We start from the raw sequence: 13,784 nt of genomic DNA, 5'->3' as shown, positions 1-13,784 counted from the left end.
AAGAATAAAGAGAAAACCTGACGATGTAAAAATTGTCAGGTTTTTTTGTTTTTATTTATTCTTCAACCATTCGAACAATCGTTCTGCATCTTCGGACTTAAACAATTGGGTTCCTTCATTCATTGTTGCTGCCGATCCACAGGCAACGCCCCAACGAATAACTTCTTTCAGGCTTTTATTTTGCGAAAGCGCCCAAACCATTCCGCCTACCATACTGTCACCGGCACCTACTGTGCTTTTTTTGGCAACGTTGGGAGCTGGTACAAAATCATAGGAGTCTTTGGTAACCAAAACTGCGCCTTGCGGACCAAGTGAAACAACTACGATTTCGGCTCCGCCTTTTGCAATGATTTGTTTTGCGGCTTCGTTTACCTCCTCCAGTTCCAATCGTTCCACACCTATTAATTTTGCCAATTCTCCAACATTGGGTTTGATCATATAAACACCAATTTCTAATGCTTTTTTTAATGATTCACCAGAGGTATCCACAATTAACTTAGCATTTGATTTTTTGGCTATTTCAGCAATTTTTTGATAAAAATCTATTGACAAACCGTCATTCAAACTTCCACTGGCTACTAGAAATTTTAGATCAAAATTAGCTATGGTTTCTAATATTCTTTTGCTTTCTTCTTCTGAAATTTTTCCGCCTGTAAATCCAAATCGGTATTGTGAATTGGTATTATCATCCACAGCGACAAAACTTTCTCTTGTCCAAGTTTTGACTTCGATTGCTTTAAATTCAACAGATTCTTTACTAACCAATTCCTCAAGCATTTTACCCATTGGTCCACCTGAAGTAAATACCGCTAAAGATGACCCTCCTAGACGGGAGATTGCCTTAGAAACATTGATTCCTCCTCCTCCCGCATCATAACGTGGTTCATCACATCGTATTTTTTGTTCCGGGACTAAGCCTTTAAAATGCGTGCTTTTATCTAAAGCAGGATTAACTGTAAGCGTAACTATATCAAATGATTTCATCTTTCACAAATTTTACTACTCTAAAGGTCGGATAAAATTCATAAAAATTGGTACAAATCAAGGCGAATATTTCTTCGTATATTTGCAACCTCAAAAACAATTAAAATAATGATTGAAGATAAAAACCCACAACGAACAAGTATTGCTCAATTAGGAGAATTTGGATTGATAGACCATTTGACAAAAAACTTTGAAATCAACCAACCTTCGACTTTAAAAGGAATTGGGGACGATGCTGCCGTTTTGGATTTCAAAGATAAAAAAGTAGTTGTTTCTACAGATTTGTTGATTGAAGGCGTACATTTTGATTTGGCTTACATGCCCTTAAAACATTTAGGCTATAAAGCAGTCGTAGTCAATGTTTCTGACATTTGTGCCATGAATGCCAAACCAACGCAAATCACGGTTTCTGTTGCTGTATCAAATCGTTTTCCTTTGGAAGCATTAGATGAATTATTTGCAGGAATTACGCATGCAGCGCGTGAATATAATGTAGATGTTATAGGTGGCGACACTACCTCATCACAAAAAGGATTAATCATCAGTATAACTGCTATTGGAGAAGCTGATGAAGAGGAAATCGTGTATAGAAATGGCGCTAAACAAACTGATTTATTAGTGGTTACTGGCGATATTGGAGCTGCTTATATGGGATTGCAAGTTTTAGAAAGAGAAAAGCAAGTTTTTCAGGTGAACCCAAATTCACAACCAGATTTAGACGCGTATACCTATTTAATTGAACGTCAATTGAAGCCGGAAGCACGCAAAGATGTCCGCACTTTATTACACGCTTTAGAAATAAAACCAACTTCAATGATTGATATTTCAGATGGATTGTCATCGGAAATTATGCATTTATGCAAGCAGTCTAAAGTGGGTTGTAATTTATATGAGGACAAATTACCAATCGATCCAACATTTATTAATGTTTGTGAAGAATTTAATATTGACAGTACAACGGTTGCCATAAATGGCGGAGAAGATTACGAGTTACTCTTCACTATTGCCATGGAAGATTTTGAAAAAATCAAAGCAAATCCAAATTTCACTATTATTGGTCACATGACACAAGAAAGTGAAGGCATTCATTTAGTAACTCGAGCTAACACAAAAATTGCTTTAAAAGCCCGTGGCTGGGATGCTTTGACACAATAAAATTTCTTTAAATAAAACAAAAAACGACACCAATTAAGTGTCGTTTTTTTGTTTAAGAAATTAAAAAAGTAATCCTTTGCTTTTAGCTTCTCGGACTAAGTCGATATCACTACCTTCTTCTATTTTTAATAATTCTTTTAATTTTATTTTTCGCCTCTCAATTGCTCCTAATGAAATTGGAATATATTGCGGGATATCACTCAGTTTCGTTCCCTTTGAAATATGAAATAAAATTTCTTTGTCAAATTGATCAATTTCTATACTATCTTCTTCCGATTGAGATAACATTTTTAGAACAGACTGACTATAATATTTTTCATTTTTTATAACTTTATCAAAAGCGAAAAGTAATTCATCAAATGTTAAATCATTTTTTATGACCAATCCATTAGGATTTATAGTTTTGATGATGGTTTTTATTTTTAATAATTCTGTATACATTGTAAGCAAAATTATTTTACAGTTTGGCATAAATTCCGATATTAATCTTGCCAAATCCTCCCCTGAATAAATATTTTTTTCTTCATAAGGAGGCATACTAATATCTAAAAAGGCAATGTCAAACAACAAAGCATCAGGATTTGTAATAATACCATAAGCCGATTCACAGTCTTTAGCTTGTGTTATGAAAAACTCAAACTCATCAGGATTATATCTAGTAATTGCATTTTTGTATCCTTCTATAATAAAAGGGTGGTCATCAACGATTAATATATTATTTTTTTTTGTTGATTGGTCAATTATCATTTCTGTATAAGTTTTTTATATTTATTCTATTGGGACTGTAATTGTTATAATTGTGCCTTCTCCTTTTTTTGATTTTATATCAACAACTCCGTCACATTCATTAGTTCGAAAAAGTATATTTTGCAAGCCAATTCCTTTTTTAGCTGTCTTAACATTGAAACCGACTCCATCATCACTCATCATTAAAATCAGATGATCTTCTTCTTTTTTAAGTTCAATTTTAATATTATCTGCTATAGCATATTTATTGACATTTTGAAGTACTTCCTGAAGAATTCGATATAAATTAATTTTGACTGAATTACTTACTAATTCCCATTTAATACCTGAATCAATAATTGAAACTAATTTTGATTTAAATGTCTTTTTTTGATCCTCAAACAAATTGTCAACAATAGCAACGAAGTTATTAATTAATTCTGATTTTTCTCTATTTAAATCATGAGAAATTTCACGAATATCCTGCTCAATACTTTTCAACTCTGTTAAGTAGTTATTTCTTTTTTCAACAGCAGTTCCATCATCAATTTTATTTAAGCTGTCTAAGTTAATTCGAACACCAAACATCCTTCCTAAAACTCCATCGTGTAATTCACGAGCGACTCTTTTTTTCTCCTTAATTCTAATCCCTTCAATAGTATTCTGTTGTGAAATCATTAAATTATAGATTTCCTCATTTGCTTTTTGCTGCTGTTGTTTGAATAACAACTCTCTATTTTTTGCTTTTTGAGTTTTGATTACAAAAGTAAACAACCCTAACATTGCTAATCCACTGAAGATAAAAACTAAATTCCTATTTTGGGTTGTTAAACTTGTATTCTCACTCTTTATTTCATCTGTTTCATATTCAATGCGGGTGAATTTATCCCTAATTTTTCGCTCTACCTTTTGGAGACTATCATTTATATGAATATACTCCTTCGTATAAGATGATGCTTTTTTGGGTTCTATAGCTGCTAATTGCTTTAGAGCTCCTAAAACATTTCTATAATTTTTAGTTTTACGAGATAGCATTAATGCTTCATCTGAATAACGGATTGCCTGTACGGTATCTTTTTTGGAAGCAAAATATTCCGATAAATGAATTTTATTCAAAATTACACCTGCGGTCAACTGTAAACTATCTCTTATTTTAAGTGATTTATAAAACAACTCAGGAAGTCCCTCAGATTCTTTCAATTTAAATTTTGAATATGCCAAATTATCTAACAATATAGCATATAAAGAAGGTTTGTCGGTAATTAAGTCCTTTTGTTCTAAGCCTTGAATAAAATATGCTTTTGCTTCTTTATGTTTATTCAAATTCTGATAAACAAACCCTATATTATTTAATGACGTAGCTTTTGACTGAAACACTAATGGGATAACTTTATTATCTATACTAGCCAATGCCTTATTTTGATAACCAATTGCTTTATCATAATCACCCTGCTCATTATATATTAATCCTAAAAGATTATAAGATTCATATATTAAATCATTAGCTTTTTCACCCTTTATAGCGCTTAAAGCTTTAAAAACTTCTATTTCTGTCCCTAAAAAATCACTTTCATTATACTTCAGTAATGCCTTATTCAAGCGAGTTCTAGCTAGATTATAATTATCTTGTCGATTTAAATAAATCTTTTCAGCTTTAAAATAATACATAAAAGCGGTATCTGATTCTCCTTGCGCCCCATAATAATCACCTAAATAGATGAAAGATTTTAAAATATTTACTGTGTCGTTTATAGTTTTTGATCTTTCTAAAACTACTTTCACTGTTTTTTTGTAATCTTCCCAATTATCCATATTATAATAGCGATTAGCTATTTTGAAAAGATTAGCTCTATTTATTGAATCGTTGGGTTTATCACTAATAATTAAAAATGCCTTTTGGTTATACTTTTGCCTTTCCATTTTAGGCAAATTAAAATCATTAGCTAAAGTTAGATAAATAGAAAGACTATCTTCAGATGAATTATCAGCTGGATTTAAACCATCTCTGTTAGTACAACTAAAAAAGGGAAACAGTATTAATAAAAATATGTTACGAAAAAATTTCAATAGTTCATTTTTACCAAAAATACTAAAACTATTGACATAAAAAAAGGCTGTCATAAAATGACAACCTTTTTTTTTATTTTAAAATATTTTATTAGTCAACTTTCTTGTTACCCCCTGCTGATCCTCCACCAACTAGGTCTACTTTTTTATTTCCTCCTGCTGATCCTCCACCAACTAAATCAACTTTTTTATTTCCTCCTGCTGATCCTCCACCAACTAGGTCTACTTTTTTATTTCCTCCTGCTGATCCTCCACCAACTAAATCAACTGTTGCGTTATTCTCTGCTTTGGACACATTAGTAGTCTCTGGTGTTGTAAAAGATGTTAATATCATTACTAAAGAGAATAATCCGATTGTTAAGATTGCTTTTTTCATAATTTGGGGTTTTTATGTTGTTGTTTTGTTTTGTCTTATCTTGGAACCACATTTACATTGGATTCTTTTGTAAAACTACAGAGACAACTTCAAAAATTCCTACAAAAAAAGGCGTTTATGGTAGAATGTAGCCGTTTGATAGTGAATGACTGTCAAATTAAAGTGAATGACTATTTTTTAAATTTCCAGATAATTTCCATTGGAAAAATCAGAAATAATTAGGTCGATATTTACTTTATATGATTTGGAGAAAGGAAGTTTCACAGCACTGTTCTTAATATAACACACTGAATTCCCACTATGAATCCTAGAAATATAATTACGATTGACTATATAACTGTTATGAATTCTAATAAAAGGAAACGATAAGACGCCTTCAAAATGCTTCAATGTTTTGAAAGCAGTTATCATCTCACCATTATTTAGATATATATCCGTAGAATTATTATCGGCTTGGAAATAACAAATATCTTTAGCATCAATATATCTGTAATCACCATAGGATTTGACACACAGGATTAGAGATTGATCTTGATTTGGTGTTTCTTGTCTGGGAAAAACTTCCGGTTCTCTATCAGCAACTGATGACTGCTCTAAAAAAATTTCTTTCGGAACAATTGATTTATTTAATTTTAAAACTGATTTTACAACATCGATTCGTGTCAGTGGTTTTATTAAATAATCGAAAACCTCATATTTTATAGCATCAAAAGCTAAATCTTTCCTAGCCGTTGTGATGATAATTTTAGGAATCACGTTCAAATACCTGTATAACTCATTAATTAGAGTCAACGACAAATTACTAGCCGGATTAACTGGGTCAATTTCCAGAAAAACTATTTGTGGAGTATGTTCTAATATTAGATTCAAACCCTCTTCATAATTATTAGCCGATGCTACAAAATCAAGTTCTGAAAAACTATCAGCTATGGCTTTAGTTTTCAAAACACTTTCTTGATCGTCGTCAATAATAATGTACGAATAATTCATCAATGGTTTTTTGTGGAATTGTTAGGCATTACATTATACGTCCAAAGTAAAACATACTTCAAATTATTAAGTAACAATGGTAGTTTTGGGAAACTAATTAAACAAAAAATGCTTATTTAACATTCTAAAAATAAGCATTTAACCTTTTTTCCATATATGTTGTTAATATGTTCTTAACAAATGTTGACATGTTAAGATGAAGTGCAAATAAATCCGATAAAGAGCGCAAATCTATAGCGCAAAAGAAACTAATAACTCCGTTTATTCTAATTAATTGCGTATCAAAAAAATCATTTGATACTATCCTAAAAACAAAAAGCCTTCCTATTCGGAAAGCTTTTCTTATATAAAAAATTTTTAATTACATTTTCATCAACCAATTTTTCATCGAAACTTCATTCTCTATTATTGATTTCAAATCACTAATATTTACACGATCTTGTTTCATCGTATCTCTATGACGAATTGTTACCGTTTGATCTTCTATTGTTTGATGATCGACTGTAATACAAAACGGAGTTCCTAGTGCATCTTGCCTTCTATAACGTCTTCCTACCGCATCTTTTTCATCATACGAAACATTGAAATCCCAACGCAAATCATCAATGATTTTATGTGCTATTTCTGGCAATCCATCTTTTTTTACCAATGGTAAAATTGCTGCTTTTGTTGGCGCTAAAACTGCTGGTAATTTCAGTACTGTTCTTGTAGATCCATCTTCTAAAGTTTCTTCTTTTAATGAAGTAGCAAAAACAGCCAAAAACATTCTATCCAATCCTACTGAAGTTTCCACTACATAAGGAACGTAATTCTGATTCAATTCGGCATCAAAATATTGTAATTTTCTACCTGAAAATTGTTCATGTGCTTTCAAATCAAAATCAGTTCTTGAGTGAATTCCTTCCAATTCTTTGAACCCAAAAGGGAAATTAAACTCAATATCAGCAGCTGCATTCGCATAATGTGCTAATTTTTCGTGATCGTGAAAACGGTAATTTTCTTTTCCTAAACCAAGTGACAAGTGCCAATTAAGTCTAGCTGTTTTCCAATGTTCGTACCATCTCATTTCATCGCCTGGACGTACAAAAAATTGCATTTCCATTTGTTCAAACTCACGCATTCGGAAAATAAATTGTCTCGCAACAATCTCATTTCTGAAGGCTTTTCCAGTTTGTGCAATTCCAAAAGGAACTTTCATTCTTCCTGATTTTTGAACATTCAAGAAGTTAACAAAAATACCTTGAGCTGTTTCCGGACGCAAATATAAATCCATTGCAGAATCCGCTGAAGCTCCAAGTTTTGTTCCAAACATCAAGTTGAATTGACGTACTTCGGTCCAGTTTCTTGAACCTGATTCCGGGCAAGCAATTTCTAATTCTTCGATTAATGCTTTTACATCTTCTAAATCTTCGTTACCAAGGGAGCGAGCCATTCTTTCGAGAATTTCTCTTTCTTTGGCTTTGTACTCCATCACACGGGCATTTGTTGTTACAAATTCCTGTTCGTTGAATGCATCTCCAAAACGAGCTTTGGCTTTTTCGATTTCTTTGATTGCTTTCTGATTTAGCTTTTCGGCATAATCTTCAATCAAAACATCGGCTCTATATCTTCTTTTTGAATCTTTGTTATCAATCAATGGATCATTGAAGGCATCTACGTGACCCGATGCTTTCCAAGTCGTTGGATGCATCAATATTGCCGCGTCAAGACCAACAATGTTATCGTTCATTTGAACCATTGCTTTCCACCAATATTCGCGTATGTTCTTTTTTAATTCTACTCCGTTTTGTGCATAATCATAGACTGCACTTAAACCATCGTATATTTCGCTTGACGGAAAAATAAATCCGTATTCTTTTGCGTGCGAAACTACATTCTTAAATAAATCTTCTTGTTTTGCCATAATGATGCAAAAATATAAAAAGTGAACTTAAAAAAAAGAAAATTGTTAAAGATTGAAGCATTGATTTGTCTATTTTTATAAATAAATCCCTGATTACATGTTTGAAAGCATTATTAATCTATTTTTTCCAAAAGTCTGTTCCGGTTGCAGCTCGTTTTTATTGTCTAATGAAAATGTGATTTGTACGGTTTGCAGACACGAAATTCCATTGACGAACCACCACTTGAATCCAGAAAATGATGCTTTCAAAAAGTTTTATGGACGAATTCCTGTAATCCATACTTCAGCATTATTTTATTTTCATAAAAAGGGAATTGTTCAAGAACTCATCCATAATTTAAAATACAAAGGGCATGAAGAAATAGGTGCAATTCTTGGTGAATGGTACGCAGAAGATTTAAAAACCATCGAATTATTACAATCTGCAGATGAAATTATTCCGGTTCCATTGCATCGAAGAAAACTAAAAGAAAGAGGATACAATCAAGTTACTGCTTTTGGAACAGCACTTTCATCGAGTTTAAATATCGATTATAATGATTCGCTTTTGATTCGGAATGTGTATTCAAAAACGCAATCCAAGAAAAACTTATTAGGAAGAACAGAAGGAATTGAAAGCACTTTTGATGTTTCCTTTACTGAAAAAGACCACAATAAACATTTCCTTTTAATTGACGACGTTATTACAACAGGATCAACATTGGAAGCTTGTTCCAGAGCTTTACTAAAAATTCCCGGTTCAAAAATTAGTATTGTTTGTATGGCAATGGCGCAATCATAATTTGGATATTTCGGCTACAAAACTGGTAATTAAAACAGAATGGTAATTTAAAGCACAGCCGTTTTTAGCCCTGATTAAAGTGGAAATCCTTTTTATGCGCCTTTTCGGCGGATAAAAAGATTATAACGGAAAGCAGGAAACAGCTCCTGAAAATAAGTCTGTTACAATCCCAAAGAGCGCACTATCAATTAATTTAATGAAATTATAACGAAATAGAATTTCCGTTTCCAAAGTTTAATGTTTAAATTTGAATAAATATTTATAAATCATTAAACAATCATATTATGGCTTTTGAATTACCACAATTACCTTATGCGTACGACGCATTAGAACCTTATATTGATGCGCGCACGATGGAAATTCATCACACGAAACATCACAACGCTTACATTACCAACGTTAATGCTGCTATTGCAGGGACGGATATGGAAGGTAAGACGATTGAAAATATTTTGATTAATCTTGATATGAAAAACATGCCAGTTCGTAACAACGGTGGTGGTTTTTACAATCACAACTTGTACTGGACTGTAATGACACCAAACGGTGGCGGACTTCCAACTGGAGATTTATTGGCTGCGATTGAAGCTGCTTTTGGAACTTTTGAAGAGTTTAAAGCTAGTTTCAGCAAAGCTGGAGCAACACAATTTGGTTCTGGATGGGCTTGGCTTTGTGTTCATAAAGGTGGAAAAGTAGATGTTTGCGGTACTCCAAACCAAGACAATCCATTAATGCCAGGTGTAGGTTGTGGCGGAACTCCAATTTTAGGAATGGATGTTTGGGAACATGCTTATTATTTAAATTATCAAAACAGAAGACCAGATTATATTGAAGCTTTTTTCAATGTAATTAACTGGACTGAAGTGGCAAGAAGATACGCTTTAGAGAAATAAAAAGAGAGTCAGATGAAAGAATAAAGACTTCAAGAATTACTGTTGTCTTTATTCTTATTTCTTTTATCTTAAAACAAAAAGCGTCGATTTCTACATTTAGAAATCGACGCTTTTTTTATGTCATTTTTTCACTTTATTCCAATAAAAAAGGTGGAATCTCTTCCACCCTTTTTGCCCCAAATCTACCATAAACTTAACCTACTAATGTTATGGTGATTCAAATTTATGTTAGTTCTTCGTTGCCACCAAATAAATTAGATGAACAACTTAGAAAACCGATTAAAAACCCATAGGCTCAATTATTAGTATGCCCTAGCATCTTTTCCTTCATAGAAATTCATAAATGCTCGGTTGACTACTCGGTTACCTCCAGGTGTTGGATAGTCTCCGGTAAAATACCAATCTCCTAGATTTTTAGGACAAGCAATATGCAAATCTTCTACCGTTTGAAAAATAATTTTCACTTCGGCTTTTATCTCCGGAGAACTCAACATTTGTGCTATTTTATCTGAAATCTCTTGTGGTTGAAAAGGTGCATATATTGCCGTTACGTAATTTACAACTTCGATGTCCTTGAAGTTTTCCTGTGCTTTACATTTAAGATATACTTCGTCAACAATATGATATAAATTTCTTTCTTTGAGCAATTCTAATGCCGCTTTAAAAGCCACTAAACCTTCCAGTTTAGCCATGTCAATTCCGTAACAATCCGGGTAGCGTATTTGTGGTGCCGATGAAACAATAACTATTCGCTTTGGATTCAAACGATCCATCATTTTGATAATACTCATTTTCAAGGTAGTACCTCGAACAATACTATCATCTATAATTACCAAATTATCCGTTGGCTTTATAACACCATACGTCACATCGTATACGTGAGCCACTAAATCATCACGGCTACTATCTTCTGTAATAAAGGTTCTTAATTTAGCATCTTTGATAGCTACTTTTTCGGTACGTATTTTCACCGAAAGCAATTCTTGCAATGATTCCTTTGTTAAGGTATTTCTATTCTGAAGAATGTAATTATTCTTTCTTTGATTCAAGAAATCTTGTGCCGCTTCTACCAATCCGTAAAATGAAGTTTCAGCTGTATTTGGAATATAAGAGAAAACCGTATTGTCAGTATCTTCGTCTATTGACTCTAAAACGGCAGGCAAAATAAGTTTTCCTAAATTTTTTCTTTCTTGATATATTTCGGCATCACTTCCTCTGGAGAAATAAATTCGTTCAAAAGAACATGCTTTTTTAACCGTTGGCGGAAGAATTTCCTGCATAGAAACCGTTCCGTTTTTCTTGATGATTAATGCATTTCCAGGTTCAATTTCTTGAACTTTTTCGAAAGGAACATTAAAAACAGTTTGGATTACCGGTCTTTCTGAAGCCACTACCACTATTTCATCATCTTGATAAAAATAAGCGGGACGAATTCCTGCCGGATCTCTAAATACAAATGAATCACCATGACCTAGAAGTCCTGCCATAGCATAACCTCCATCTAAATTTTTAGACGCACGAGTCAAAATCTTAGCAACATCTAGCTTTTCAGCAATTACTGGCGAAGCTTCTCTTTTTGTCAACCCATTAATTTTACATTCTTGGTACAAATCAGTTACTGCACCATCCAGAAAATGACCAATTTTTTCCATTACGGTAACTGTATCCGCCATTTCTTTTGGATGCTGACCTAGTTCCACTAAACTTTGAAAAAGTTCTTTAACATTCGTCATGTTAAAGTTTCCTGCCAAAATCAAGTTTCTGTGCATCCAGTTATTTTGACGTAAAAAAGGATGAACACTTTCAATGCTGTTTTTACCAAAAGTTCCATAACGAACGTGTCCCAAAAACAATTCTCCTAAATAAGGAATCTTCTGTTTTTGTAAAGCAACATTGTCAGCATATTCTGGATGAGAAGCCATTTCCTCATTTATTCTGTCGTTTATTTGGGCAAAAACATCTTGAATAGGTTGTGCATGATTCGAACGTACTCTACTGATGTAACGTTCTCCTGGCTCTACATCTAATTTTATGCTTGCAAAACCTGCTCCGTCCTGCCCGCGATTGTGCTGCTTTTCCATAAGAAGATACATTTTTTGTATTCCGTAGAAAGCAGTTCCGTATTTCTCTTTATAAAATTCAAGCGGTTTGAGTAGTCTAATTAAGGCTATACCACACTCGTGTTTTAAAGCATCGCTCATTGTAAGGTTGTTTGTGTTGTTGTGTTATTCTAAAAATAAATTGAACTGATTTAAAAAAATCGATAAATCAGATGTAATTCCCTGCTAATTTTATTTAACAAAAAAACCTCGTTTCCGAGGTTTCAGTGCATTATAATTCTATGTCGAATTGTGTCAGTGATTTGAATTGTTGTAATCTGGACACAACTTCCTCTTTATCTAAATTAACCATCCTTTCTGTTCCAAATTTTTCCACACTAAATGAAGCTAAATTAGAACCGTATATAACGGCATTTTTCATATTCTCAAAAGAGATGTTTTCACTCTGCGTTATAAATCCGGCAAATCCGCCTGCAAAAGTATCTCCAGCTCCTGTTGGATCAAAAACTTCTTCTAATGGTAATGCTGGCGCAAAAAACACTTCTTTTTTATGAAACAAAAGTGCACCGTGCTCTCCTTTTTTTATCACTACATATTCTGGTCCCATTTCATGAATTTTAGCAGCTGCTTTTACTAAAGAATACTCTCCAGAAAGCTGTCTTGCTTCTTCATCATTAATCGTGATTACATCAATACGTTTCATTACATCAAGTAATTCCGGTAAAGCGCAATCCATCCAAAAATTCATAGTGTCTAAAACTACTAATTTTGGTTTGCTTTCCATTTGATCCAAAACACTGCTTTGTACCAATGGATGCAAGTTTCCTAACATCACTACATCAGCATTTTTAAAATTTTGAGGAACTTTTGGTTGAAAATCACCCAAAACATTAAGTTCTGTAGCCAATGTATCTCTTGAATTCAAATCATTATGGTAAAGACCGCTCCAGAAAAACGTTTTCCCACCTTTAACAACTTCAAGTCCTGAAATGTCTATATTTCTTGCTGTTAATAAATCTAAATATTCTTGTGGAAAATCATCGCCAACTACAGAAACTATGGCAGATTGTAAATTAAAAAAAGAAGCCGAAAGTCCTATATAAGGTGCAGCTCCACCTAAAATTTTATCAGTTTTGCCAAAAGGCGTTTCTATGGCATCAAAAGCAACGCTTCCAACAATCAATAATTTATTCATTTTCTGAGTTTCGAATTAAGGCGCAAAGATAGTTTATAACTTGTAAAGTTGCAAAGGGTCTTTATTGTAAAGTTTTGCCAATTTATTTCACTGAATTACATCGTTTTACAACAATTTTTCTTCTTCCTTTTCGTAAAAAGCATCAACTGAAAGTTGCTTTTGCATCGAAGCCATAACGGCTAATTCATCACATCTTTCATTTTGGACATGATTGTTATGTCCTTTTATCCATTTAAAATTAACTTTATGTTTTCTATACACCACTAAAAAACGTTTCCACAAGTCGGAATTTTTCCTATCAACAAATCCTTTTTTCTCCCAACCTAAAACCCATTTTTTCTCTACTGAATCTACCACATATTTAGAATCAGAAACAACCAGAACTCTAGTGTTTGGATTTTTTAATTTTTCGAGACCTACAATAACCGCCAACAGTTCCATTCTATTATTAGTCGTACGACGAAACCCCTCATAGAATTCTTTCTTATACGGTTTTCCTACCCATTCCATAACAACGCCATAACCACCGTTCCCAGGATTCCCCTTAGCAGCACCATCAGTATATATATGTACGTCGTGTTCCATTTTAGATATCTTAGATTTTTGGATATTTTAGACTGGTTAGAGAGATAAACTATAATTGATTTAGGCTTT

At 33.0% G+C, this 13,784-nt stretch carries 12 protein-coding genes; 3 read left to right on the top strand and 9 right to left on the bottom strand.

The genetic code is table 11. From position 1 onward, the window contains the following. Window positions 1-51 precede the first annotated feature (51 nt). On the bottom strand, window positions 52-984 hold the full coding sequence (locus CLV00_RS05240; protein WP_099714144.1) for a 1-phosphofructokinase family hexose kinase: 933 nt from the start codon (window positions 982-984) through the stop codon (window positions 52-54). Window positions 985-1,092: 108 nt separating this feature from the next. Between CLV00_RS05240 and thiL the strand changes: the two genes are divergently transcribed. Beyond that, window positions 1,093-2,139 carry a thiamine-phosphate kinase gene (gene thiL, locus CLV00_RS05235; protein ID WP_099714143.1) on the top strand — a complete coding sequence of 349 codons (1,047 nt, stop codon included), beginning with the start codon at window positions 1,093-1,095 and terminating at the stop codon, window positions 2,137-2,139. Window positions 2,140-2,199: 60 nt separating this feature from the next. On the opposite strand, the gene CLV00_RS05230 is transcribed toward thiL, so the two are convergent. The 5 genes from CLV00_RS05230 to CLV00_RS05210 all read right to left on the bottom strand — a co-directional run bounded on the left by CLV00_RS05230 (window position 2,200) and on the right by CLV00_RS05210 (window position 8,201). Beyond that, window positions 2,200-2,886: a response regulator gene (locus CLV00_RS05230; RefSeq protein WP_099714142.1), complete on the bottom strand. Its 687-nt coding sequence runs from the start codon at window positions 2,884-2,886 to the stop codon at window positions 2,200-2,202. Window positions 2,887-2,907: 21 nt separating this feature from the next. After that, window positions 2,908-4,986, bottom strand: a complete 2,079-nt coding sequence (locus CLV00_RS05225) for a tetratricopeptide repeat-containing sensor histidine kinase (protein ID WP_099714141.1) — start codon at window positions 4,984-4,986, stop codon at window positions 2,908-2,910. A gap of 37 nt (window positions 4,987-5,023) precedes the next feature. Next, complete coding sequence (locus CLV00_RS05220; RefSeq protein ID WP_099714140.1) at window positions 5,024-5,308, bottom strand: 3-oxoacyl-ACP reductase; 285 nt, start codon at window positions 5,306-5,308, stop codon at window positions 5,024-5,026. A gap of 177 nt (window positions 5,309-5,485) precedes the next feature. After that, window positions 5,486-6,298 (bottom strand): LytTR family DNA-binding domain-containing protein, encoded by an 813-nt coding sequence (locus tag CLV00_RS05215; RefSeq protein WP_099714139.1) that lies wholly within the window; start codon window positions 6,296-6,298, stop codon window positions 5,486-5,488. Between the two features lie 361 nt (window positions 6,299-6,659). Then, a complete protein-coding gene (locus CLV00_RS05210) occupies window positions 6,660-8,201 on the bottom strand; it encodes a glycine--tRNA ligase (RefSeq protein WP_099714138.1) in 1,542 nt (513 codons plus the stop codon). 97 nt (window positions 8,202-8,298) lie between these two features. On the opposite strand from CLV00_RS05210, the gene CLV00_RS05205 reads away from it, so the two are divergent. Together CLV00_RS05205 and CLV00_RS05200 are read left to right on the top strand one after the other, a co-directional pair. Continuing rightward, window positions 8,299-8,982, top strand: a complete 684-nt coding sequence (locus tag CLV00_RS05205; RefSeq protein WP_099714137.1) for a ComF family protein — start codon at window positions 8,299-8,301, stop codon at window positions 8,980-8,982. Between the two features lie 284 nt (window positions 8,983-9,266). Further along, window positions 9,267-9,875, top strand: a complete 609-nt coding sequence (locus CLV00_RS05200) for a superoxide dismutase (RefSeq protein ID WP_099714136.1) — start codon at window positions 9,267-9,269, stop codon at window positions 9,873-9,875. Window positions 9,876-10,177: 302 nt separating this feature from the next. Here the strand turns inward: CLV00_RS05200 and CLV00_RS05195 are convergent, their stop codons facing one another. The 3 genes from CLV00_RS05195 to rnhA form a co-directional block, all read right to left on the bottom strand. Further along, window positions 10,178-12,076: an amidophosphoribosyltransferase gene (locus CLV00_RS05195; protein ID WP_099714135.1), complete on the bottom strand. Its 1,899-nt coding sequence runs from the start codon at window positions 12,074-12,076 to the stop codon at window positions 10,178-10,180. A gap of 130 nt (window positions 12,077-12,206) precedes the next feature. Then, on the bottom strand, window positions 12,207-13,130 hold the full coding sequence (locus tag CLV00_RS05190; RefSeq protein ID WP_099714134.1) for a PfkB family carbohydrate kinase: 924 nt from the start codon (window positions 13,128-13,130) through the stop codon (window positions 12,207-12,209). 105 nt (window positions 13,131-13,235) lie between these two features. After that, window positions 13,236-13,715, bottom strand: coding sequence for a ribonuclease HI (gene rnhA, locus CLV00_RS05185; RefSeq protein ID WP_099714133.1), 480 nt, complete (start codon window positions 13,713-13,715; stop codon window positions 13,236-13,238). Between the last annotated feature and the right edge of the window lie 69 nt (window positions 13,716-13,784).

The sequence above is a fragment of the Flavobacterium sp. 11 genome, from assembly GCF_002754315.1.
In the GTDB taxonomy this organism is placed as follows: Bacteria; Bacteroidota; Bacteroidia; order Flavobacteriales; family Flavobacteriaceae; genus Flavobacterium; species Flavobacterium algoritolerans.
This window is presented reverse-complemented; position numbering and strand designations above follow the sequence as displayed.